At 66.0% G+C, this 23,968-nt stretch carries 18 protein-coding genes; 12 read left to right on the forward strand and 6 right to left on the reverse strand.

Annotation, left to right across the window (positions count from 1 at the left end):
• Nucleotides 1-1,041, forward strand: a complete 1,041-nt coding sequence (locus tag ABI214_RS06910) for an NAD-dependent epimerase/dehydratase family protein (RefSeq protein ID WP_348607767.1) — start codon at nt 1-3, stop codon at nt 1,039-1,041.
• 7 nt (nt 1,042-1,048) lie between these two features.
• Here the strand turns inward: ABI214_RS06910 and rfbC are convergent, their stop codons facing one another.
• Nucleotides 1,049-1,606, reverse strand: coding sequence for a dTDP-4-dehydrorhamnose 3,5-epimerase (gene rfbC / locus ABI214_RS06915; protein WP_348607770.1), 558 nt, complete (start codon nt 1,604-1,606; stop codon nt 1,049-1,051).
• Between the two features lie 62 nt (nt 1,607-1,668).
• On the opposite strand from rfbC, the gene ABI214_RS06920 reads away from it, so the two are divergent.
• Entirely contained in the window at nt 1,669-2,826 is a 1,158-nt protein-coding gene (locus ABI214_RS06920; RefSeq protein WP_348607773.1) for a methyltransferase domain-containing protein, read from the forward strand.
• Nucleotides 2,823-4,277: an exopolysaccharide biosynthesis polyprenyl glycosylphosphotransferase gene (locus tag ABI214_RS06925; protein WP_348607776.1), complete on the forward strand. Its 1,455-nt coding sequence runs from the start codon at nt 2,823-2,825 to the stop codon at nt 4,275-4,277. Before ABI214_RS06920 ends, ABI214_RS06925 begins: the two co-directional genes overlap by 4 nt.
• 28 nt (nt 4,278-4,305) lie before the next feature.
• On the opposite strand, the gene ABI214_RS06930 is transcribed toward ABI214_RS06925, so the two are convergent.
• A complete protein-coding gene (locus tag ABI214_RS06930; RefSeq protein WP_348611370.1) occupies nt 4,306-5,136 on the reverse strand; it encodes a glycosyltransferase family 2 protein in 831 nt (276 codons plus the stop codon).
• A gap of 378 nt (nt 5,137-5,514) precedes the next feature.
• Here ABI214_RS06930 and ABI214_RS06935 point away from each other — a divergent pair, with 378 nt between their 5' ends.
• From ABI214_RS06935 to ABI214_RS06965, 7 genes are read left to right on the forward strand one after another with little or no spacing between them, the layout of a single operon-like run.
• Nucleotides 5,515-6,576: a glycosyltransferase family 4 protein gene (locus tag ABI214_RS06935; RefSeq protein WP_348611375.1), complete on the forward strand. Its 1,062-nt coding sequence runs from the start codon at nt 5,515-5,517 to the stop codon at nt 6,574-6,576.
• Entirely contained in the window at nt 6,573-7,715 is a 1,143-nt protein-coding gene (locus tag ABI214_RS06940) for a glycosyltransferase family 4 protein (protein ID WP_348607779.1), read from the forward strand. Before ABI214_RS06935 ends, ABI214_RS06940 begins: the two co-directional genes overlap by 4 nt.
• Before the next feature lie 7 nt (nt 7,716-7,722).
• Nucleotides 7,723-9,009 (forward strand): lipopolysaccharide biosynthesis protein, encoded by a 1,287-nt coding sequence (locus ABI214_RS06945; RefSeq protein WP_348607782.1) that lies wholly within the window; start codon nt 7,723-7,725, stop codon nt 9,007-9,009.
• Nucleotides 9,006-10,103, forward strand: a complete 1,098-nt coding sequence (locus tag ABI214_RS06950; protein ID WP_348607785.1) for a CgeB family protein — start codon at nt 9,006-9,008, stop codon at nt 10,101-10,103. The genes ABI214_RS06945 and ABI214_RS06950 overlap by 4 nt, the downstream gene beginning before the upstream one ends.
• Before the next feature lie 20 nt (nt 10,104-10,123).
• Nucleotides 10,124-11,485, forward strand: coding sequence for a hypothetical protein (locus tag ABI214_RS06955; RefSeq protein WP_348607788.1), 1,362 nt, complete (start codon nt 10,124-10,126; stop codon nt 11,483-11,485).
• Entirely contained in the window at nt 11,476-12,858 is a 1,383-nt protein-coding gene (locus ABI214_RS06960) for a Wzz/FepE/Etk N-terminal domain-containing protein (RefSeq protein ID WP_348607791.1), read from the forward strand. Before ABI214_RS06955 ends, ABI214_RS06960 begins: the two co-directional genes overlap by 10 nt.
• A 28-nt stretch (nt 12,859-12,886) precedes the next feature.
• The gene (locus tag ABI214_RS06965) at nt 12,887-14,242 is read left to right on the forward strand and encodes a glycosyl hydrolase family 28-related protein (protein ID WP_348607794.1); all 1,356 of its coding nucleotides are present in this window, start codon (nt 12,887-12,889) and stop codon (nt 14,240-14,242) included.
• Between the two features lie 27 nt (nt 14,243-14,269).
• On the opposite strand, the gene ABI214_RS06970 is transcribed toward ABI214_RS06965, so the two are convergent.
• Nucleotides 14,270-15,382 carry a glycosyltransferase gene (locus ABI214_RS06970; RefSeq protein WP_348607797.1) on the reverse strand — a complete coding sequence of 371 codons (1,113 nt, stop codon included), beginning with the start codon at nt 15,380-15,382 and terminating at the stop codon, nt 14,270-14,272.
• 328 nt (nt 15,383-15,710) lie between these two features.
• Between ABI214_RS06970 and ABI214_RS06975 the strand changes: the two genes are divergently transcribed.
• Entirely contained in the window at nt 15,711-16,409 is a 699-nt protein-coding gene (locus tag ABI214_RS06975) for a GNAT family N-acetyltransferase (RefSeq protein ID WP_348607800.1), read from the forward strand.
• Here ABI214_RS06975 and ABI214_RS06980 read toward each other — a convergent pair.
• Nucleotides 16,351-17,781: a polysaccharide pyruvyl transferase family protein gene (locus tag ABI214_RS06980; RefSeq protein ID WP_348607803.1), complete on the reverse strand. Its 1,431-nt coding sequence runs from the start codon at nt 17,779-17,781 to the stop codon at nt 16,351-16,353. The two genes, ABI214_RS06975 and ABI214_RS06980, sit on opposite strands and share 59 nt — an antisense overlap.
• A 242-nt stretch (nt 17,782-18,023) precedes the next feature.
• On the opposite strand from ABI214_RS06980, the gene ABI214_RS06985 reads away from it, so the two are divergent.
• Complete coding sequence (locus tag ABI214_RS06985) at nt 18,024-19,385, forward strand: glutamate-1-semialdehyde 2,1-aminomutase (protein ID WP_348607805.1); 1,362 nt, start codon at nt 18,024-18,026, stop codon at nt 19,383-19,385.
• Here ABI214_RS06985 and ABI214_RS06990 read toward each other — a convergent pair whose 3' ends face one another.
• Complete coding sequence (locus ABI214_RS06990) at nt 19,386-20,264, reverse strand: MazG family protein (protein ID WP_348607807.1); 879 nt, start codon at nt 20,262-20,264, stop codon at nt 19,386-19,388.
• Nucleotides 20,261-23,917 (reverse strand): transcription-repair coupling factor, encoded by a 3,657-nt coding sequence (gene mfd / locus ABI214_RS06995; protein ID WP_348607810.1) that lies wholly within the window; start codon nt 23,915-23,917, stop codon nt 20,261-20,263. The genes ABI214_RS06990 and mfd overlap by 4 nt, the downstream gene beginning before the upstream one ends.
• Between the last annotated feature and the right edge of the window lie 51 nt (nt 23,918-23,968).

Here is a 23,968-nt window from a genome sequence, read left to right on the forward strand (position 1 = left end):
ATGCGCGTACTCGTCACGGGTGACCGGGGCTATCTCGGATCCGTCATGGTCCCGATCCTGCGGTCTCACGGCCACGAGATCGCAGGACTCGACACGGGTCTGTTCGCCGACTGCCTGTTGGGACCTCGTCCGGAGGATCCGCCAGGAACGACCGTAGATCTCCGTGATGTCACCGCTGATCTTCTGACCGGTTTCGACGCGGTCGTGCACCTCGCCGCGCTGTCGAACGATCCACTCGGATCGTTCTCGCCTCAGATCACGTACGACATCAACCAGCACGCATCGGTCCGGCTGGCCCAGCTCGCGAAGGAAGCGGGCGTACGGCGATTCCTCTACGCGTCGACCTGTTCGGTGTACGGCAGCGCCGGCGACGGATTGGTCGACGAGACCGCATCGCTGCGCCCCCTCACTCCTTACGCGGAGAGCAAGGTCCGCGTCGAGGGCAGCCTCGTCGACATGGCCGACTCGCACTTCTCACCGGTTTTCCTGAGGAACGCCACCGCGTTCGGCTACTCGCCGCGCCTGCGCGCGGATATCGTGCTGAACAATCTGGTCGGCTCTGCGCTCCTCACAGGGGAGGTGCGAGTGCTGTCCGACGGCACGCCGTGGCGCCCATTGGTGCATGCCCAGGACATTGCCGGTGCCTTCGCGAGCGCACTGACCGCTCCGATCGACAAGATTCACTGCGCGGCATACAACGTGGGTCACGAAGACAACAACGTCACGGTGCGCGAGATCGCCGAGACCGTCGCCGCCGTGGTTCCCGATTCCCGAGTGGTCATCACCGGTGAGAGCGGTCCCGACGCGCGTTCGTACCGCGTCGACTTCTCCGCGATCCGCGCCGCATTCCCGGACTACCGTCCGAGCTGGAGCGTCGCAGACGGGGCCGCCGAACTGTATCGGCGGTACCGAGAGTTCGGACTGGTCGCTGGGGATTTCACCCAAAAGTTCACTCGGCTGGCACGTCTCGAGACCCTGGTGGCCCGGGGATCGCTGGATGAGACGCTGCGTCCGAGCCGGATCGGGGTCACCTATGGATGAGTACGTCTTATCGGAGGGTGGCCAGAAGCTCGGCCCAGCTCCCAGCAGCGGCGTCCCGCTCACTGATGAGCGTGACGGGCAGTGGCCAATCGATTCCCAGGACGGGGTCGTCGTGCGCCACAGCAAGGTCCTCCGCCTGATCGTGCTCACGATCGATGCGGTAGCAGACGTCCGCAAACTCCGACAACACCTGAAACCCGTGCAGGAATCCCGGTGGCACGAACAGGTGCCGAAAGCCCTCGTCGTCGAGGATGAACGCTTGAGTCATGCCGAATGTCGGCGACTGGGCCCTGATGTCGACGAGCACGTCGTACACGGCGCCACGAGAACAGCGCACGAGCTTCGCTTCTCCGCGACCTGCGCGGCCGTGCATGCCACGAACCACGCCCTTCGACGACCGGGACTGCGAGTCCTGGACGAAGTTCGCTGTTCGGACACCGTCGGGACCGGTCTGTGCATCGAACACGCCGGCGTCGAATGTTCGGGTGAAGAACCCGCGGGGGTCCCGATGCAGTTCCGGCCGCAGGACGAAAACACCGGCCAGGGAAGTCGTTTCGACATGCATTCCTGCATTCTGTCCCATTCCAAGCGCCGTCAGCGGGCAATTGACGCAGATTGGCGGCCTCGATGAAGGCGTGCCGAGGTTGCAGCGGCGACCTGGAACCGGTCCTCGATCTCGGTTGGGTTCCCGCCGCGGACCACTTTCCTCCCGCGGCAACTCCCGTGACCGAGAATGAATCGAATCATCATCTGACACTGCATCTATGCCACGGCTGTGCACTCGCCCAACTCGGCGACGACGACACCGAACCCGAAGTACCGCTGGGCATCGAACCGCAGGCATTGAGGGACCAGGCCGTCGCGGCTGTGCAGGCCGTCGCGTCGGAGGGTTGGCTGCGCGGCCGGACGGTTGTCGAGTTCGGCAGCCCCCACGGCGGCACTTGGCTACCGCTCCTCGCCGAGCGCGGGTTCCAGGTGGAGGCCCCCGGCACGCCGGCCGCGGTGGTGCTCGATTCGTTCGGAATCATGCACGAGCCCGACCAGCGGGCAGCTTTCCGTGAGCGCGCCGCAGCGGTCGCCGACGACGGCGTCCTGCTGCTGCAGTTCCATTCGCTCGCGGCGATTCTGTCGAGCGGAGAATGGAATGCGCTGCGGCACGGTCACTTCGCATACTATTCGCTGACCGCGCTGCAGCGCCTACTCCACGACGCGGGACTGCACGTGGTCGACGCCTGGGAATTCGATCTGTACGGCGGCACCGTATTGCTCGCCGCGCAACGAACGCCGGGTACGCGGCCGGCACCAGCCGTCCGACGGATCCTCGCGGAAGAGGCCGCAGCCGGGGTAACCGTGGCCGCAATGATCCACCAGTTGCAAGGCACTGCTGACGAGCAAGCCGCAACCCTGCGGACATGGCTCGAGTCGGAGGCCCGGCGAGAGCGCCGGATCTTTGCGTACGGTGCCGCATCCCGATCGGTGTCCTTGTTCGCTCGTGCCGGTGTGGATCGCACTCTCGTCACGGCGGTGGCTGACGCCTCCTACGCCAAGCAGGGCCGCCGGATGCCCGGAACCGACGTTCCGATCATCTCCCCCGAACAACTGCTACAGGCCCGGCCTGACCGAGTCCTGCTGACTCTGCCCGATCTGCTGCCCGAAGTGCAGCGGCACTATCCCGAACTCGACGGTCGGTGGCGGATCGCCGCGGACGGAACTCCGCCGGCGCCCACGACAAGCCGGCGCTCCCGGCGGGACTCCTTCGACGTCGGAAATGAGGTGCACCCGTGACCACCAATGTTCGCCGTGGCCCGCGATCCGTGCGGCTTCCCCGAGCACGGCTCATTCGCGACGACGACACCGTCGCCGTCGCCGTCGCCGAAACCCGATCAGCGCCCCCGGGCCCACGCACTCCAAGGCTCCTCACGTCGAGACTGCGGGCACACGTCGATATGCTGCCGCTCCTCGTGGACCTCGCGGCGCTCCCCGCGGCCTTTGCGCTCACGCCCATCGGCAACCCGATCCCCGCCACGGTGACGCTCGTTCTGATCATGGCGGTAGTGGGCTCATACCGCGCACACCTGACCCTTTCGGCGCTCGACGAAGTGCCCCGCATGCTCGCCGCCAGCCTGGTTGCCGGCGTCGTCACCACATTGGCATTCGTGCCTGCCGGTTCGGCCTTCGACGCCATCGAACTGGCCACGGCGAGCTTGGCGTTCGTGACGATGTCCCGCACCGCGGCCTACGCAGTCGAACGGCGGCTCAGGCGGAACCCGCGTCACAGGCAGCGCACCGTCATCGTCGGTGGGGGTACGGTCGCCTCGATCCTCGCAGAGGCAATCGCAGACGGGCCAGCGAGTGGGCTCGAGTTGGTCGGGATTCTCGACGAAATCCCTCGAGCTTCGGACCAAGGTAGTCCCGCACCATCCGTCGCCGGGGACCTTCGAACGGTGATCACATCCGAGCGCATCGAGACGGTCCTCCTCGCGTTCACACCACTCGACGACTCCGACACACTGAGAGTTCTGCGCGAGTGCGACCGCCTCGACTGCGAGATCTATGTCGTTCCACGGCTGTGGGAGATGACTGCGATGACTGGCGACATGGAGAGACTTGGCGCGGTTCCGCTCAGAAGGATCCGGCGAACCGCCCATCGTTCGTTGCGGTGGGGGATCAAACTGTGGATGGGTCGACTGATCGCCGCTGCCGCAATGGCCTTCCTTGCACCAGCTCTCCTCGTTACCGCCACAGCAGTGTGGCTCTCGGATCGGTCGGCGCCGATCCTGTTCCGGCAAAAGAGAATAACCATGGACGGAAAGGCCTTCGAGCTGCTGAAGTTTCGCACTCTGATGCCGGCGAACGAGAACGAAGCAGCCACCAACTGGTGCATCGCGAACGACGCACGACTCGGGCGCGTCGGCAAACTCCTTCGCTCGACATCCCTCGACGAACTGCCGCAGTTGTGGAACGTCGTCCGCGGCGATATGACGCTCGTCGGTCCACGCCCGGAGCGGCCACACTTCGTCGAACAGTTCAACGTGACAGTTCCTGATTACTCTGCACGACAGCGTGTTCCGGGAGGATTGACCGGCTGGGCCGCGGTGAACGGCCTGCGTGGCGACACGTCGATCTCGTCGCGTGCCAGGCATGACAACTACTACATCGAGAACTGGGGACTGTGGTTCGACACCAAGATCGTGTTGAGGACTGTGTCAGCCGTGCTCACGATGAAGGGTGGCTGACGTGCACGGGGAACCGCCGAGCGACAACTCAGGGGCGCACGGACGCGACCAGCCCGCGCGATCGCACCGAAACCCGCTCGAGTGCCGCACGCGCCAATCTCGCGTCGCCGGCGATCACGTCCCCCATGGAAACCAGATCCGAGTATTCCTTCGCGATTCGGTGGTGAAAGCGCATCATGTCCGTCAACTTGCTGAACGAGGACGTCCTGCTGCACAGGTTGAAGTCCGAGTCACGCCATGCCGCAATACATTCGGACATTCCGAAGAACATGCCGAAGGATGAGACGCGAACGAATAGATCCACGTCCATCGGGAAGACCAAGTCGCCCCTGAAGCCACCTACCCGATCGAAGTGCTCACGCCGGAACATCGCTGCTGCCGTGGGACCGAAGTCCGCCGGTCCGCGTCGGACAATGCTACGAGCGAGCGTACGGGGCGATTGCCAACCGTCGAGCCCCGGGATTCCCAGGCCGCTCTCTGTGATCTCCCCAGCCTCGTCGATGACATCGAACCGGGCAGATGTCAGCGTGATCGCGGTATCAGCCAAGACACTGGCCTGCGATTCGATCGATCCGGGACGGAGGAGGTCGTCTGCACAGACAATCTTCACGAGGTCCCCGGTCGACAACCCCACGAGCTTGTTCCAGTTGTCGCCGATGCCGAGCACTTTCTCGTTCCGCTCGACGCGGACCCGCGGGTCGGCGAACGAGCGGGCGATATCCGCAGTGCCGTCCTCAGTCGCGTTGTCGAGCACGAGGACGTCGAAGTCGACGTCCTGGTCGAGAATCGAGCGCAAGGTCGCCTCGAGCGTGCGTGCCGCATTGTATGCCGGCACACAGACGGAGATCGATGCAGTCATCAAAGCCCCCAATGAGATTGGGAATCCATCACCGTTGAGGGGCCACATTCCGAGCGGCCACGCGTGGAGTTCCCCCGGCCGAACTTGTGCGGGACTGTACCACCGGACGGGAGGCGACGTCTGCGAAATGGACCGGGTCGCCCCCTTCGCTCCCCGACCGAAATTGAAGACTCACATTCCCCTCGCACCGCCACGGGAATCGGATATCTTGAAATTCTCTACGTGACAACATATTCCATTTCGACTTTCCTAGACGTTGTTCCACTCCAGGCCTCTGCACCATCGCCCACCATGTACCCGACACCCGACGGGAACTCCATGACTTCGACGGCACGCACCCTGAACGAACGCCATCGCACCGGACTCCTGCGTGTCCACATGACCGGATCCGAGTGGTTCGATGCTCTGCCTGGTGGACTCAACCGTTACTTCACCGACTTGTATCTGTCCCTACGTAGCCATCCCGGGATCGACTTGTCTGCAATAGCATTCGGCAGTTCCGAAGCAGGCGGTCGGAGCTGGGGGCCGACCGGTGGATCGACGCTCCACCGTGCATTCTCCGCGTTCCAGGACCGCACCGACCTGCCGCGCGGCGCGATCATCGACCGCCACTTCAGCCTGTACGGACGCTCGCCCCTCGGGCGTCGCGGCCGGCATCCACTGGTGGTGCACTTCCACGGGCCGTGGGCGGACGAGAGTCGAATGGCCGGTTCCGTCGAGTTCGCCGCACGTGCCAAGTACTGGATCGAGCGTGTCCGGTATGCCGGAGCGGACCGATATGTGGTGCTCTCAGGGCATTTCAAGGATGTACTCACGCAGACTTACCGTGTCCCCGAGGACCGAATCAGGATTATTCCGCCCGGCGTCGACCTGAATCGGTTCCACACTTCCGACGCTTCCGGGTCTGCCGGTACCGTCCTGTGCGTGCGCCGACTCGAGCGGCGAATGGGTGTACACGTGCTGCTCGACGCGTGGCCGGACGTGGTCGCCGCACACCACGACGCGCGATTGGTCATTGTCGGGACGGGCAGCGAGGAGGCCGCTCTGCGAATGCAGGCGGCCCGATCCGGAGTCGGTGATTCGGTCACGTTCGCGGGTCGCATCGACGATGTACGGCTGGCCTCCCTGTACCAGCAGGCGACGATCACGGTCGTCCCCTCGGTGGCGCTGGAAGGATTCGGACTGATCGCCCTCGAGTCGCTGGCGGCCGGCCGCGCCCCCATCGTCACCGACTGCGGCGGGTTACCGGATGCTGTCAGCGACCTCGATCGGTCGCTGATCGTTCGGGCAGGCAACACCGAAGCGCTGGCGGACCGGATCGTCGGCGCACTCGCAGGCCGCGCCCCGGAACACCGGCAGTGCCGCGCGCATGCGGAGAAGTTCTCGTGGGCGACGGCTGCGCAGCGACATGTGGACCTGTACGGGGAGCTGACGTCGTGACCAAGGCCCTGTTCGTGACCCACACCGCGGCACCGTCAGGCGCCGAGATCGCCACCGCGCGCCTGGCAAGAGCGTTGCGGGCGTTCGGCGTCGACCTCACCGTGGCGTTCTGCGAGGACGGCCCGATGGCACAGCGGATGCGTTCGGATGGATTCGACATCCGGATCCTGTGCGAGACGTTCGACGGCCGTGCGATGAAGGTAAGCGATCTCAATCCCTACCGTCTTCTGACCGGCGCGGCTGGGCTCGTCCGAGTCGGCTGGGATCTGGGCTCCGTCGCGATCGAATCCGGCGCTACGGTCGTCGTCGCCGCCAGTACGAAAGCGTTGATCATCGGCGCGGTAGCGGCCCGGCGGTCGGGACTTCCTCTCGTCTGGCAGGTGCACGACAGGATCTCCGCTGAGTACTTCGGCCCGGTGCTCGCCATCGTCGTCCGCGTGCTCGGGTGGGCGGTGAGTCGCGGCTACATCGCCAACAGTAGATCCACGATGACCTCGTTGCTTCCCCGCAGACGCGCCCTCGTGGCGTATCCCGGCATCGAGGAGACTCGCAACGAAGGCCGCTGCGAACAACGGGATCCGGCGAACACAGTGATTGCCGTCGTCGGACGTTTGACGCCGTGGAAGGGCCAGGATGTGTTCCTGCGTGCCGTGGCGGACGCGACCGTGCGGCCTGCGGCCATCTACATCGTGGGGGGAACATTCTTCGGCGAGGAGCGCTTCCGCGCTGAGCTGGAGCGTCTCAGCACCGAACTCCGTCTCCCGGTGACCTTCACCGGGCACGTGGACGATCCCGAGATGTACATGCGCCGAGCCGACATCCTCGTGCACTGCTCGGTCATTGCGGAACCGTTCGGCCAAGTCGTCGTGGAGGGGATGCGGGCGGGATGTGCGGTGATCGCGTCACGTCCGGGAGGCGCCACCGAGATCGTCGAGTCGGGCGTGAGCGGCCTGTTGGTCGAAGCCGGCAACCGCCGCGGGCTCACCGAAGCACTGGACACCCTCATCGGGGACCGGGAACTGCGTCGCCGGCTGTCCACCGCGGCGCAGCTACGCGCGAGACGCTTCGAGATCACCAACTCGGCAAGGGCAGTCGCGGACTTTCTCGGCGACGTCTCCGGACCCTGCACGAGGCGGTGAGCACGATATGCCTGCGAGTACCCACCGCTTCGCGACACTGGCGCGCGACATCGGCTTCGTCACCGTCGGCAAGTACGGCCAGTACTTCGTCACGGTAGTGACGCTCCCGCTGATCGCGCGCGTTCTCGGCCCGGAGGGACTCGGGTTGCTGTCGATCGGCATGTCGGCCTACTTCCTCGGGTCTCTGCTCGTCGATCTCGGGATCACTCAGTTCCTGGCGGCAAGGGTGCCGAACGCGGACATCAGCCAGATCCGCGGAAACTACTTCGCAATCCGCATCGGCGTTCTGGCCGCGCTCGGTACCGCGCTACTGGTGAGCCTGGTCTTCGGCGTCGATGCCCACGTGCACATGATCCTGCTGGGCCTGTTCGCGGGCGGCTTCTGGTCCGTGTCCGAAGACTGGATACTGATCGGTCAGGGCCGGTTCGTGGCATCCACGATGTACCAGGGCGTCGGCCGACTGGCCTACCTGGTACTGCTCGTCGTCGCGCTACCCCACTTCCCGTCCGCCTCGGCAGCGCTGCTGTGCATGCTCGTGTCTTCTTCGCTTACGGTCGCATTGACCTGGCGAGACTCGGTACGCAAGTTCGGCCGTCCCGCACGCCCGCACCAAATCGGCACCACGATGAAGATTGCGGCCCCCGTGCTCACCTCACGCCTGATGGTGGTCAGCTACGGCCAGGGGGCCGCGGCCATCTACTCGTCCGTGCTCGATGCAGCGTCGCTGGGCCTGTACTCCGCGGGGGATCGAGTGGTGCGCGCGGTTCAGTCCCTACTCGACCCTATAGGTTTCGCCCTGCTGCCACGAATGGCGCGCAGCAGCAACGACAATCAGTTCTGGCGGCGCGCGACCCTCTCACTGCTCGCATGCGTCGGAATCGCAGCGCTCGCCACGATCGCGCTGTGGATCGCCGCGCCGCCACTGGTCACACTCGTCTTCGGGAGTGACTTCGCCGAAGCGATCCCGCTACTGCGCGTGGAGGTACTGGTACTCCCTGCGACGGCACTGAGCTCCTTCGTGACCACCGCCGTCTTGCCGGTCCGCAAGGACACCTCCGGCGTACTCGTGGGTGCGACCATCGGAACGTGTGTCGGCGCAGTCTCCCTCTATGCGGCCTTCCGAACCCAATCGGTATGGACACTGGTGTACGGAACCGTCGCATGCGAACTCAGCGTCGCACTGTGGTACGTCCTGCGGATGCGGTATCTGGCCCGACACGACCAGCAGACCGCGTCCCCGGACACCGGTATCGATGTGGACAGAATTCAGGTTCCCGGGGCGGAGAAGAGATGAAGATCCTTTACATCGGCGACGACTGGATCGGCAGCAACGCCCGCTCGCTCGCCGACGGATTCCGCCAGGCCGGCCACGACGTGGTCGTCGTGGACTCGACCTCTGTGTCTCTGCCGCAACGCTTCTCACCCAATTGGCTCTACTCGAAGATCCGTGGACAACGTGCCCCGTGGAGTGTCGCTGCGGTCCACCGTCGGATCGAACGGGCAGCGGACGAGTTCCGTCCCGATCTGGTGTTCGGATTCAAGACGGTGCATCTCGACCAGCGGCGTCTGCTCGAAACGCCGGCGGATCTCCACGTCCACTACAGCCCCGACGACGCGTCGAATCCGTACAACATTTCGCGCCAGTACCTCGAGTTCGAACACGCGTGGGATCTCGTGGTCACAACGAAGCAACACAACGAAGCCGAATTGCTCGCGCGCGGAGCGAAGGCAACGAAGTTCGTGATGAGCGCGTACGACCCTGTGTGGCACCACCTCTCAGCTCGGCGAAGCACCAAGCGCTATCTGGTCGGCTTCGTCGGCAACTATCGTCCCGACCGCCGCGACATCACCGTCGCGCTCGCCGGACGCTACGGCGAGCAGTTGCTGGTCCGCGGCCCCGGTTGGCGGCGGGTCCCTGCGCTACGACGCACCCATGCCACCATCGGTGGGCCTGCGTATGGTGAACACTTCTCCGCCGCAATTGCATCGGTGGCGGCCAACCTCGTGCTCCTCAACTCCGACAACCGTGACACCCATACATGTCGCAGCTTCGAGGTGCCTGCCGCCGGAGGGTTGTTCGTCGGCGAGCGCACTGACGAGCACGCCGCCCTGCTCACGGAGGGACGGGAGTGCCTGCTGTTCTCGTCGGAGGCGGAGTTGCACGAGATCCTGCGGTGGTGCGAGCGCCAACCGGACCGGGCCCGCACCATCGCCGACGCCGGCTACCGACGGATCACGACCGGACGCCACAGGTACGTCGACCGCGCCCGTGAGATCGTGGCAGTTCTCGAAGGCCGACGTGTGGATGCCGAACCGGACGGTTACGAGCCTGTGCGCGCGACGAGTTCGGTGGACAATGCGTCCTCGACCCGGGGCGGTGCACTGTGATCAGTGTCGAACTGTTCCTGGTGATCGCGGCGCTGGGCACGATCGTTGTCGCGGCCGCCTTCATCCGCGGCGTCGCACGCGTCTTCCTGATCGCGCAGGCCGCGTACTGGACGTTGTCATACGTCGCGCGCCCACTGGTGCTGCTGTCGGTCGATCCGAGACCGCAGTACGCGGACAACATAGCCGATCCCCGGCTGGCGGGGATGGGCTACGACCATGGAATCGCAATGGTCCTGCAGCCGGTCGCGTTCGGATTGTGGGTCTACGCGCTCGCTGCCCTCGCATACGCGGTATGGGATCGCAAGCACCGCAATCGAACCCCAGCTCCCGCCACGACCGCGGACTTCATCCCGACCCTCGCAACCATCTACGCGCTCGGCCTGGTGGCCCGGGCGGCCTCATACCTCACCGGATCCGCCGGATCAGCCGGCGAAATCCAGAGTTCCAACGCCATAATGGGTTTCGTTGCCCAGCTCGCCACCGTGGGTGCGATTGGGCTGATCATCTTCCTGCGCCCCGCTGACCGATGGGTGACGATCGCCATCCTCGGTGCCCTGTTGACCGTCGAACTGATGTGGACCGTCGCGGTGGAATCGAAGACGCCGATCCTCGGCGCCGCACTAGCCCTGGCTGTCCGGTTCGCGAAGTACGGCTGGACCCGGCTGCGGGTGGTGAGCATAGTGGTGATCGCGATCGTCGGAATCAGCGCATTCGGTTGGCTGCAGTCGATCAAGCAGCCAGATTACGCAAGCGCTCAGGCACTGATCACCGATTCGAGCTATCCACCTTCGGTGCAACCCTATTTGAGTGTCCTGCGCCGGTTCGATCTACTCGAGGCCGCCACCGACGCGTACTACATGTCGACGCGTACCTGGCTGACGCCGCTCGAGGTTGCACAGCACAGTCTCCAGAGCCTGGTGCCTGCGCAGCTCCTCGGCACCGAGAAGCTCCAGTCCGGGACCGCATGGGCTACAGAGGTCCGCGGATCGTCCGTGAACATGACCAGGGTTTCCGTGTCCCTGGCCGATGGAAATATCAACGAGGGCTTCGTCATCGCTGGATATCCGGGAGTCGCCGTAGGAGTGCTGTTCACTTTCGGCCTGCTGCTACTCGGCGTCCGCGCATTGCAGTCGCGACACCTCGCCGTAGTCACATTGGGCCTGGCGATCACAGCCTCCCCGATCCTCTTCGAACGAGGGATTCTCGGCAGCATGGAGGTGCTCGGCAAGTCCCTCCAGCTCGTAGTGCTGATCTGGATCATCGACATGACGGTGCGGGAATACCGCAGACGCACGGATCCTATGGCGGAAAAACAACCGGCACCAAAGAGACTCGGCGCAGTCGCCGAGGTACGAAAGGAAGGGGAGGAAGCGTGGCACTGAGTGACTACCTGGGCGTTGTCCGTCGGCGATGGATCATCGTCGTGGCCACAGCCGTCGCCTGTCTGGCTCTCGCTGCGGCCTACGCAGCGTCTGTTCCCACCACCTACGCAGCTACCAGCCGACTATTCGTGTCGATGGCGACCGGAACATCGGTCAACGACTCGTATCAGGGCGGCCTCGCCTCTCAGCTGCGCATCACGTCGTACCCGTACGTGGCGACCGGCCCCACCGTCGCGGAGCGTGTGATCCAGCGACTCGGACTCGACATCTCCCCCGCCGAGTTGCAGAGCAGGATCGCCACGTCGTTCCCGCCGGCGACCACTCTGCTCGACATCTCGGTCACGGATTCGACCCCGGAGGGCGCGCGCGTGCTCGCCAACACGGTGGCCGACGAATTCGCCCAGTTGGTCGGTGAAATGGAAACCACGGTGAACGGAGCCGCGCCCGCCGCGCGGGCCACGGTGATCGACCAGGCCCGTACGCCGACCGCGCCTTCAGGCCCGAACACGAAGCGCCTCCTCGCACTCGGTCTGATCATCGGACTCGGACTCGGCCTCCTGATCGCATTCCTCCGGGACAGGCTGGATCGCACGATCCGAACATCGGAACAGCTCGCTCGCGCAATCTCCGTCCCTGTCGTGGCGACCTTGTCCAGCCGTGATCCCAACGCGACCAAGGACATCGGACGACTTCGGGCCCAGATCGCTGCCGCCCGTGGTGACCACGATCGCCTCATCGTAATGCTCACGAGCTTCACCGAGACGTCGTCACCGTACGTGGCCGTCTGTCTCGCAAATGCATTGGCAGACACCGGTGCACGTGTCGCATTGATCGACGCCGACACGTCGGAAGACGGTGTATCGGCGATGCTGGACATGCAGTCGTACCCGGGCGTCGCGGAATCGCTGCGGGGCGAGCATCCGGATCTCTCCGAACTGCCACGGTCAGCATCCGGTGTCTCGGTCGTGCCAGTCGGCTCGGTCGATGTGCGCACTGCCGACCTGTTGACGTCCGCGCGATTCGCTGAGGTCCTGCACGGCATCGGGGACGGCTTCGACTACGTCCTCGTCGCCGTCGCGCCGGTGCTCGTGGACGCCGCGGCGCTGAGTCTGTCCACCCGCTGCGACACCTCGGTCGCTGTAGTCGAACTGGGGACGACGCCGTCGCCTCGTGTCCAGGCTGCATCGGAAGCGCTCGCCTCCTCGGGATCTGCGCTGATGGGCGCGGTGGCGGTGGCGCAGGAACCCCGGAGCAGGTTCCAGCGACCGACGAAGTCGAGTCAGCCGAATCCGGATCCGGTGCCTGATCCGGACCCAGAACCAGAGGCAGACCCAGAACCAGAGGCGGACCCCGATCTCGCCGCATCCCCCTAGTCCCGATATCAGAGCAGGAGGCGATCTCATGGCCGACGAGTCGGTGAGCCGACGACGACTGCTGGCCACGTCGCTCGGCATGGCGGCGGCCCTGCCGTTGGCTGCGTGTTCGTCCCCGAAGGGGAACCTGCGCGCCGAGACGGTGGCACCGCTGGCGTCCAACGTATCTGCAGTGCACAACATTCGAGACTTCGGTGCCGTCGGCGACGGCGTGGCCGACGACACGCAGGCGATCAGTCGGGCGGCCGCGGTTGTCGACGGCCCCGCGGTGCTCTATCTGCCGGCCGGATTCTATCGAGTGACCGCATGGCCAGACCTGCCCGACTTCTCGGTGGTCACCGGCGACGGCGGCGACGTCAGCGTCGTCCTCTACGAGGGTGACGACACCCTGGTCTCGCTTCGCGACCGGCATCGGGTCCAGTTCGCACGGGTCGGGTTCTTTCTGACAGGTCCGAAGGGTGTGGCCGTGTCGCTGTCAGGATCGTTCCGATGTTCGTTCGACTCGGTCGTTCTGCGCGGCAACCACGTGAACGAGAACTTTCCGAAGTACGAGGCGCAGCGCGGTGTTGTCCTCGAGCGGAACACGGGTGGAACCGCATTCGTCAACTGCGACATCAACAACTTCGGCATCGGCATCGTCACCTCGTGCATCCAGAACTACCTGACCTCGTCGAAACTCACGAACAACTATCTCGGAGTCCTCGGCACCGGCAACGACAACAATGCCGGGTTGTCAATGACCAACGTCGAATTCGTCTCGGACAACGATCCGCACACGACGGACAAGCATATTCACATCGACGGTGCCGCCAATGACTGGTGGCTGACCAACGTGTGGTTCGAGGGCGCGGAGACGTCCCTTTCGATCGGCGAGCGTGGTCGCGGCGGTCCCTCCCAATTCGGAATGGTCAACTGCAAGGTCGCTGCGCGCAGCACGTGCCTGGATTTGATCAATTGTCGCCAACCTTATCTCGCGAACGTACGCTTCGATCCGGACACCGACCGCTTCCCTGTGGAGCTGCGGATCGACCCGGAAGGCTGTCCGGAAGGCACCGCGGTCAACCTCGTCTCGAGTAGATCCGACGATGTCGATATCGCAACCTTCCCGAAAGGCTGGAACGTCACCGGTCGAGGGGTCGCATCCGGAACCGTTTTCGTCGGTCCCGTAGTGACTCGAGCCGTTGACGACAAGGACGTGTTCCAGGCCCAGAACCGCAACGGCGATGTGGTTTCCGCAGTGCTGCCCAATGGCTCGATGCTGTTCGAACGATCGGGTAGTGGACCGATCCTCAAGTCCGAGGACGGGACGTACTGGCGGTTGTCCGTCTCCGCCGATGGAAAGATCGAGACCAAATCGATGGGCGGTCGTCGGCCACCGGGGTGATCGGGTGTCGAGCTTCCAGCTACGCCCTCAGACCCCCAGAACCTCGTCGACCACCTTCTCCATCTTCTCCCGAAAGGCTGTGCGGGAGAATGTTTCAGCATGTTTGCGGACCACCGTGGAATCGAAGTCCGCACCGTCGAACGTGCTCATTGCGGAGGCAAAGCCGTCGACGAGTTCCCCGTCCGTGTCGCCGGAAACGAGTCGACCGGTCATCCCCGGCACAACGCTGTCGAGCGCTCCGCCCGCTGCGAGAGCGATCACCGGCGTTCCGCACGCCATTCCCTCGACGGGCACGATGCCGAAGTCCTCGAGTCCGGGCATCACCAGTGCGCACGAACTCCGATACAGGTCCACCAGTTGCTCATGGGGCACCCGCCCGAGGAAGGTCACCGTCGGTCCTGCGATGGTGCGACAGTAGTCGAGGCTGCGGCCCTCACCCACGACGACCAAGCGCACCCCGGCCGCGTTGGCCGCCTGGACAGCGAGGTCGGGCCGCTTGTACGGCACCAGACGACCTGCCAGGAGGAAGAAGTTCTCCCGCCTTCGATTCGGGTCGGGCGTGAACCCATCGGTGTCGACGGGTGGGTGCACCACAACGGCCTCGCAGTCCCACCACCTACGGATACGGTCGGCAACAGTCGTGGAGTTCGCGACGACCCGTCGGAGCCGCGGCGCAGCCGACAGCTCGGCGCGCCGGGCGGATGACGCCAGCAGCGCCAGCGCCGCCGCGCCGAGCCGCCCGCCGGCCTCGCCGGCGCGGAGAGTCGGGTCCCACGCCCACCGGGCCGGACTGTGGACGTAGGCGACCGTCGGCGCGGAGGTAGCGAATACCGCTTGGGTCGCGAAGGCGTGGTGGCTGACGATCACGACATCCGAATCGTCCAGATGCATACCGCGAAATGTGCTGGGCATCAACGGTAGCAGCGGTGCGTACGACCGCTCACCCGCATGCTTGTACAGTTTGTCGAGCCAGGTCGTATCGACCCGTCCGAGCAACGCCGGCGGAATCCCGGACGCGCTCGCGATCGGGGCACGCACTCGCGCATCCGGCCACTGCAACGCCAACTGCTCTGTCACATGTTCCGAACCTGCGATCTCTGTGAACCGCTCGTGGACCAGGGCGACGCGGTGGTCGTTCACGGCCGGGACCGTCCGGACGCGGCACAGATTCGAGAGATTTCCGGGACTTCTCGATTCGAGCGGATCATGTCCCCCCTAGTCGGAATTGCCTATGACCTGGACCCCCGTGGCTGGACGGTACCAGGATTCGCCTCCCGCAGAGGCGAATCCGATCCGGTCACCGAACGTGCGCGACGACGTTGTGCAGACCGTGTGCACCTCGAGCTCCAATTCTGCGGTTCCGCCCGACCCTGTACCTCCTCCGAGTAGGCTTTGCTCACGCCGTCCACCACCGATCCTGTCGTCGTGCCGCCCGCCCTGGTCGAGCCCGTTGAGCTGAGGTGAGAGCGTGAAGCGTCTGCAAGCGTTCGTGATGCTGACCACGGCAGCCAGGCTGTATACCCGGCCGCTGCGGCATCGATTGCGGTTCCCTCATGGGCGTAGCTTCGACGTGCGACTCGGGCCGGTGGAGTCGGCAGGTCACACCGTGGTCCTGCGATCCCCCCGTTTGTCGGATTGGCCTCAGTGGCAGTCGATCCGGCTGCGCGACCAGAGATTCATCGAACCGTTCTGGGCTTCATCGCCCAGACCGTGGGCCGAACGCCACACCGAGAGCGCCTGGCTGGACGAGATCCTGAACGCTCGCCGCGACGCACGATCCGGGCGGGCGTTGCCGCTCGTCGTGGAGGTGGACGGTGTGCTTGCCGGCCAGTTGAACATGGAGCGCATCGACCGGTGGGCCCGGTTCGGCGAGATCGGCATATGGATCGACTCGACGCTCGCAGGAAAGGGCGTCTCACTCGCGGCCGCAGATCTCCTGGCGGAGTATGCGTTCGGCACGCTCGGCTTGTGCCGAGTCACCGCCCCCGTGTCCGTCGGGAACATCCCAGCGGCCCGCCTTGCGGAAGAGGGTGGGATGCGCCGTGAGGGCACGATGACCAGTTACCTCGATGTGGGCGGGCGACGCAAGGACCACGACCTGTGGGCGATCACCGCGGAAATGTGGGCGGCAAGGAAGGATCAGTGTCCGGACCGCGTCGCGCGGTAGCGTCCGCGTCCATGAGTCCGACGATGCGGTCGAATACCGCCCTGCCGGCCCGAATCTGGTCTTCGGCACGCCCGAGCAGTTCGGGCCGCGACGCCGGAGCGCCCGCCCACAACTCGTGAATTGCCTCGCGGACTCGATCCTCAGCCCCCGTCCGATCGAGCCGCACCAACTGGACTCCGGTTCCGAACATCGACGCGAGGCCGGCGAACTTGTCGTCGTAGTACCGCGTCGTCGACAGGCCTACCACCGAAATCCCTTGCGAAAGCGCGAAGACCGCCACATGGTAGGCGCCAGTCACGATGATTCGGCACCGGCCGACCTGCCGGGAGAGTGCACGAGCGCTCGCATACCGACCTAGCGGGGCCACGGCACCCGCATACCCTTCCAGCAGCGGCATCGTGGACCGCCGGTCCTCCGCATCGTGCTCCGAGACGATCAGCGGGACCAACCCGGCGCCGAACTCGGCCGCGGCACCCCGCACCACACGGCCCACTGCTTCCTGCATCGCTGCGCCGACAGGTGAGTACTCGGCGACTCTGATACACACGCCGATGTCCGTCCCCAACTGCCGTCGACGGGTGGAGTAGCCCAGTTCGACCGCGTCGTCACCGGTCACCACGATGCGATCCGGCGGAACGCCGAGGCTTCGCAACAGTTCCGGGCCCTGAACGCCCTCGCGCAGCGCGATCAGGTCCACTCGCGGTAGCACGCGACCGGCCCGCTCGAGCAGGTCCGGTTCGGTCAGTGGCCCGATTCCCTGACCCGTCATCGCCGTCGGAACTCCCCTACCGATGGCGTACTCGAGTAGGTTCAGGGTGCGCTCGGTCTGGAACCGGTCGACGTCGGTCAGGTATCCGCCTCCGATCGCCACCACCACCGATGCCGTCGCCGCGGCATTCGGTACGTGCCCGCCGTCCCGGCGAAGCGCCAGAGGAACCGAACCTGTTGTGGTCGAGGTTGTCTCACTCCCCGAAGAGTCGGTGTCCCCGACGCGTCCGGCGATGCGCCGCACTCGCGCCGCAATCTTCCCGGGCAGTGCCACGGCGGCATCCCAGCCGTTCATCGGCGCACCTGCGATCTCTGGCCCGAGCCGACTCGTGACTCCCGAATGCCCACTCCAGCGCCGACGAGACCAGTCGCCTCCTCGCTGGTAGCAGACAGGGTCGGCCCCTGGTTCGTATGCCCTCAGAAGTGCCGGCGCCGAGGTGAGTACCCCGATCCGAGCGCCCGGACACCGCTCGGCGAATCGCCGGACCATCACGTCGAGGATTGCCAGGTCGCCCTTGTTGTTGAGCCAGTATTCGCCATTCTCGAGCAGCACCCTGATCTCAGGGCGACCGACGTCTGCAGAACGAGGAACTCGATTCGCCATATCAACACCTTTGTGCATCCACAGGCGCGGGAGCGCTAGGTCACGGGGGATTTCCGCCCGAATTGTGCAGTCTTCCAAGGCAGGTCGATGATCACTCGAACAATACCCGATTCGTCGTGCCGCCTTGCCGTCCCGGCCGAATCGCGAGTTCGATACTCGAAAACTCGTGTTCTCCGGGAGGATCTGCTCCTGGATGACACAATCGAACCCCGCACACGCTTCCCGAGCGATGGGATTCGCTCATGACGTATACAGACACGCACGACCCTTTTCTCCGCACGTTCGACCGCTCCAACGCCCTACAGGCCCGACTGCACGAGCTCGTCCCGGGTGGCGCGCACACCTACGCACGCGGCTCCGACCAGTACCCGGAGTTCATGGCTCCGGTGCTGGACCGTGGCGAGGGTGCGCGAGTATGGGATGTCGACGGCAATTGCTATGTCGAGTACGGCATGGGGCTGCGCTCGGTGACACTCGGCCACGGCTACGGTCCGGTGGTCGAAGCTGTCGCCGCGCAGATCGCCAAGGGCACCAACTTCAGCCGGCCGACCGCGCTCGAGGTCGCGGCTGCGGAGGACTTCCTCGCTCTCGTACCGGGCGCCGACATGGTGAAGTTCGCCAAGAACGGCTCGGACGCCACCACTGCGGCCGTTCGTCTCGCCCGCGCGGTCACCGGTCGCCAGCGCGTTCTGGTGTGCGATCAGCCCTTCTTCTCTGTCGACGATTGGTTCATCGGCACCACGCCGATGAATGCGGGCACTTCCCGGGATTCGGCCCCGAACACCGGTAGCTTTCGCTTCAATGACCTGGACTCCCTCGAGGAATCTCTCGCGGCGACACCTGTGGCCTGCGTGATCCTGGAGGCCGGTACGGCGACGACCGAGCCCGCTCCCGGCTTCCTGGACGGGGTTCGGAACCTGTGCGACCGGCACGGGGCGCTGCTCGTCTTCGACGAGATGATCACCGGGTTCCGCTGGTCTCGGTACGGCGCCCAGGGCCTGTACGGCGTCCAGCCCGATCTCTCGTGCTGGGGCAAGGCGATGGGCAACGGCTTCCCGATCGCGGCGCTCGCCGGTCGACGGGAGTTCATGGAACTGGGTGGGTTACGCACGGATGAGAAGCGGGTGTTTCTCCTGTCCACCACGCACGGTCCCGAATCAGCCGGACTCGCGGCGTTCCGCGCGGTGGTGCGCGCCTACGCGACCGAGGATCCGATCGGGCGCATGGAGTCTGCAGGACGAGCGCTGTCGAGGGCGGTGAACGCCGCCGCGTCGGATGCGGGCCTGGAGGACCACATCGAGGTGCTCGGAAGGCCCTCCTGCCTGGTGTTCGTCGCGCGAGACGCGGATCGGCGTCCGTCCCAGGAGTTCCGCACGCTGCTCCTCCAGGAGCTTCTCGCGCGTGGTGTGCTGGGCCAGTCGTTCGTCGTTTCAGCGGCGCACACCGATGCGGACATCGCACTCACCGTCGACGCGGTTCGTGCCGCGTTGCCGATCTACAAGCGCGCGCTCGAGACGGGCAGCGCGACACCGTTCCTGCGCGGTCGGCCCGTCGCTCCTGCACTGCGGGCCACAGCCGCGCCACGCCGAATCATGTCGGAATGATCAACCGCGCCAATGCGCGAACCAGTCGTCTGCAGTCAGACTTCCGTACGGCACTCCTGCAGCATGTGCGGCGGACTCCGTCGCCCGCACCGCGGCGACAAACCGCAGGGTTGCGACGCGCAGCGACTCCTCGGCACCCGCGACGACGCGCACCGTCCGCAGTTCGTGCGGAACCAACTCCGTAGGCAGCCCCGCCCTGGTCGCCCGGTCGATCACCTTCTCCGCCAACGCGAGAGCCGGCTGTGCGAGAGCAATGCCGTCGAGCGACGACACCCGGGCCTTCTCCGCCGCCTTGGCGGCCTGCCACGCCGTCTCCTGCTGCGCGACGTCGATCGGTCCGGAGTGCCCGTTGCTCAGATGGGGGCTGCGCGAGGCCAGTTTCGCCACCAAGGTGTCGGCGACGTCGTCGACGGTGAACGCGCCGGAATCGGACTCCTGTGCGATTCGCGAGTGGAACAGCACCTGCAGCAACAGGTCTCCCAACTCTTCCCGCAGGCCGTCCGCATCGCCCTCGGCGATCGCATCGAGTACCTCGTACGTCTCCTCCAGCAGGTAACGGCGCAAGGACTCGTGCGTCTGGGTCACCTCCCAGCCCGCGAAGCCCCACAACCGGTCCATCACGTCCACCGCACTCACCAGTCGTTGCCCCGGCCGGGGAGCTGCTTCGATCACCTTCTCACCGAGCAGTTTCCGCTTCACCACGTCGGGATGCCCCGCGTCGGTGCTCACCAGAACCTCGCTCGGTCGGCTTCCGCACTCGAAGTACGCGCGCACCGAACCCGGGACCTCGTCGGTGAATTCGACGGTGCCACCGAGCGCCGTCACAGCTTCGATCGGAACCACGCCGGGCCACAGCGGGTCCAGAAGAAGCACGGTCACTGCCGCACACCGCCTTCGGACGCAGCCATGGCGACCGCCCCGGCAGCCCTGCCGTCGAGTGCCAGTATCAGGTCGGCGACGTACTGCAACAACTCGACGTCACGCATCCGGTCGGCGCCCACTCCCCCGGAACCGGTGCGCGGCACCGGCAACTGCACCATCCCGGTCGTCGCTCGGTACTGCGCGCTCGGGTAGATCCGCTTGAGCCGCAACTGCTTCGAGTCCGGGAGCTTCATCGGCGACACCTTGAGCTGCGTGCCGGTGACGGCAACCTCCTCGATCCCGTACTCGCGGCACAGCAGGCGCAGCTTCGCGACCGACACCAGGCGGCCGACTTCCTCGGGCAGCGGGCCGTACCGGTCGACGAGTTCCTCGACCACCGCCGTGATGGCATCGGTGTCGGCGGCCGCCGCCAGCTTGCGGTAGCCCTCCAGTCGGAGACGGTCGCTCGTGACGTAGTCGGGCGGGATGTGCGCGTCGACCGGCAGGTCGATCCGCACCTCCTTCGTCTCCGGTTCGGTCGTGACGGGTCGGCCGTCGGCGATCGCGCGGTACGCCTCGACGGCCTCGCCGACCAGTCGCACGTACAGGTCGAAGCCGACGCCCGCGACGTGACCGGACTGCTCGGCACCGAGGACGTTGCCGGCGCCGCGGATCTCGAGGTCCTTCATCGCGACGGCCATGCCGGCGCCGAGGTCGGAGTTCTGCGAGATGGTTGCGAGCCGGTCGTACGCGGTCTCGGTGAGCGGCTTCTCGGACGGGTACAGGAAGTACGCGTAGCCACGCTCGCGGCTGCGTCCGACGCGGCCGCGCAGCTGGTGCAGCTGCGACAGGCCGAGCGAGTCGGCCCGCTCCACGATGAGCGTGTTGGCGTTCGAGATGTCGAGACCGGTCTCGATGATCGTGGTGCACACCAGGACGTCGAACTCGCGCTGCCAGAAGCCCTGCACGGTCTTCTCGAGCGTCTCCTCGTTCATCTGCCCGTGTGCGACGACGACGCGCGCCTCGGGAACGAGGTCGCGAATCCTCTTGGCGGCCTTGTCGATCGAGCTGACGCGGTTGTGCACGTAGAACACCTGGCCGTCGCGCAGGAGCTCGCGGCGGATCGCGGCGGCCACCTGCTTGTCCTCGTACGCGCCCACGTACGTGAGGATCGGGTGCCGCTCCTCCGGCGGGGTCAGGATGGTCGACATCTCCCGGATACCGGCCATGCTCATCTCGAGCGTGCGCGGGATCGGGGTAGCCGACATCGTCAGCACGTCGACGTGTGTACGCAGCGCCTTGATGTGTTCCTTGTGCTCGACGCCGAAGCGCTGCTCCTCGTCGACGACCACGAGGCCGAGGTCCTTCCAGCGGACGCCGGTCTGCAGCAGGCGGTGGGTGCCGACGACGACGTCGATCTCGCCCTCCGCCAGCTGCGCGATGATCTCCTTGGATTCGGCGGCATCGGTGAAGCGGGACAGCCCGCGCACCTTCACCGGGAACGACGCCATCCGCTCGGCGAAGGTCTGCAGGTGCTGCTGCGCAAGCAGCGTCGTCGGGACCAGCACCGCGACCTGCTTGCCGTCCTGGACGGCCTTGAAGGCGGCGCGGACCGCCACCTCGGTCTTGCCGTAGCCGACGTCACCGATCACGACGCGGTCCATCGGGACCGGCTTCTCCATGTCGGCCTTCACCTCGTCGATGACGGTCAACTGGTCGTGGGTCTCGGTGAACACGAACGCGTCCTCCATCTCCTTCTGCCACGGAGTGTCGGGACCGAACGCGTGACCGGGAGCGGCCTGTCGCGCCGCGTACAGCTGCACCAGCTCGCCCGCGATCTCACGAACAGCCTTGCGCGCCTTGCGCTTCGTGTTCTGCCAGTCGGACCCGCCCAGCTTGGACAGGGCGGGCATCTCGCCGCCGACGTAGCGAGAGAGCTGGTCGAGCGACTCCATCGGCACGAACAAGCGGTCGCCCGGGTGCCCACGCTTGCTGGCCGCGTACTCGATGACGAGGTACTCGCGCCGGGCCCCGCCGACCGTGCGTTCGACCATCTCGACGAACCGACCGATGCCGTGCTGGTCGTGCACCACCATGTCGCCGGCGGTCAACGCGAGTGGGTCGACCTGGTTGCGCCGCTTGGCGGGCAAGCGCTTCCCGTCACCCACGGCGGCCACCCGGTTGCCGGTCAGGTCGGTCTCGGTGACCACCACGAGACCTGGTTCATGATCGGCGCCCGCGAGGACGAACCCCTCGTGCAGGGAACCGCGCAGTACTCCGACCTGACCACGCGGAGGCTCCGTGCCCGCAGCGAGTTCAGCTGCCGGCACCTCGGCGTCCCGCAACCGCTCGAGCACACGATGCGCCGTGCCCGCACCCGCCACGACCACAGCCGCCCGTCCACCGGTGGTCACGTGTGCGCGCAGCGTCACGAAGAGTTCCGCCAGCAGGTCGTCGGAGCCACGAATCTGCGGCGCCGGGGTCACCGGCAACTCCAGTTCCGCACCACTGCCCGACGACAGCGGACTTATGGTCCACCACGGCCTACCCTCGGCGTCCGCCGAGTCGTGCACCTGGCGCAGCGACCGGTAGGCCGACGCACCGAGGTCGATGCCGTCCCCCTTCAGGACCGACGTGTCCAGCGGGGCCGCGCCGCCGATCGAGGCGGCCGTCCACGAGGCCTCCAGGAATTCCTGCCCGGTGCGGACGAGGTCTGTTGCGCGGGTGCGGATCTTCTCGGGATCGCACAGCAGAACATGCGTCCCCTCGGGAAGGACCTCGGTCAGCAGCTGGAGCTGCCCCGGGCGCAGGACCGGCAGCAGCGCCTCCATGCCCTCGACGGGAATGCCCGCCGACATCTTGTCCAACATCTCGACCAGCGCGGCGTCGGCCGGATTGTCGGCGGCGAGCTGCGCCGCCCGGTCCCGGACGTCCTCCGTGAGCAGCAGTTCGCGGCACGGAGGGGCAACCACGGTTCCCACCTCGACGTCGGTCAGTGAACGCTGGTCGGCCACCGAGAACGCCCGGAGCTCGGTGACCTCGTCCCCCCAGAACTCGACGCGGACCGGATGATCCGCCGTCGGCGGGAACAGGTCGAGGATCCCGCCCCGTACGGCGAACTCGCCGCGCTTACCGACCATGTCGACACGCGAGTAGGCCATCTCCACGAGGCGCTCGATCAGGTTCGCGAAGTCGTGCTCGCCACCGACTCGCAGCACGACAGGCTCGATCTCGCCCAACCCCGGCGCCATCGGCTGCACGAGCGAGCGGACGGTCGTCACGATGACCCGGAGCGGCGAATCGTAGAAGCCGTCGTCGGGTCTCGCCAGGCGGCGCAGCACCTCGAGCCGGCGGCCGACGGTGTCGGCGCTCGGTGAGAGCCTCTCGTGCGGGAGGGTCTCCCACGAGGGGAACTGTGCGACACCGTCGCCGAGCATCTCGCGCAGCTCGGTGGTCAGGTCATCGGCCTCCCGGCCGGTCGCGGTCACCACGAGCAGCTGGGTGTGCTCGGACAGCGCCGCCGCGACGAAGGCACGCGCGGGCTGCGGCGCCACGACGTCGACGCCGGTGCGTCCGACTGACTCTGCGATGCCGGCGAACGCGCTGTGACTCAGCGCTGTCTTCGCCAATCCGGTGAGCGGGGTGTCGGCAGCGGACGGCTGGGAAGTCAAGAACGCACTCCTGAGCAGTGACGACGAATGAGCAGTGGCGACGAACCGCCT

Source organism: Prescottella soli, from assembly GCF_040024445.1.
Lineage (GTDB): Bacteria > Actinomycetota > Actinomycetes > Mycobacteriales > Mycobacteriaceae > Prescottella > Prescottella soli.

Bases quoted from the DNA above. Each gene is read 5' to 3' on its own strand.
- ABI214_RS06910 (WP_348607767.1), top strand. From the start codon at position 1: ATGCGCGTACTCGTCACGGGTGACCGGGGCTATCTCGGATCCGTCATG.
- rfbC (WP_348607770.1), bottom strand. From the start codon at position 1,606: ATGCATGTCGAAACGACTTCCCTGGCCGGTGTTTTCGTCCTGCGGCCG.
- ABI214_RS06920 (WP_348607773.1), top strand. From the start codon at position 1,669: ATGAAGGCGTGCCGAGGTTGCAGCGGCGACCTGGAACCGGTCCTCGAT.
- ABI214_RS06930 (WP_348611370.1), bottom strand. From the start codon at position 5,136: ATGACTGCATCGATCTCCGTCTGTGTGCCGGCATACAATGCGGCACGC.
- ABI214_RS06935 (WP_348611375.1), top strand. From the start codon at position 5,515: ATGACCGGATCCGAGTGGTTCGATGCTCTGCCTGGTGGACTCAACCGT.
- ABI214_RS06945 (WP_348607782.1), top strand. From the start codon at position 7,723: ATGCCTGCGAGTACCCACCGCTTCGCGACACTGGCGCGCGACATCGGC.
- ABI214_RS06950 (WP_348607785.1), top strand. From the start codon at position 9,006: ATGAAGATCCTTTACATCGGCGACGACTGGATCGGCAGCAACGCCCGC.
- ABI214_RS06965 (WP_348607794.1), top strand. From the start codon at position 12,887: ATGGCCGACGAGTCGGTGAGCCGACGACGACTGCTGGCCACGTCGCTC.
- ABI214_RS06980 (WP_348607803.1), bottom strand. From the start codon at position 17,781: ATGGCGAATCGAGTTCCTCGTTCTGCAGACGTCGGTCGCCCTGAGATC.
- ABI214_RS06985 (WP_348607805.1), top strand. From the start codon at position 18,024: ATGACGTATACAGACACGCACGACCCTTTTCTCCGCACGTTCGACCGC.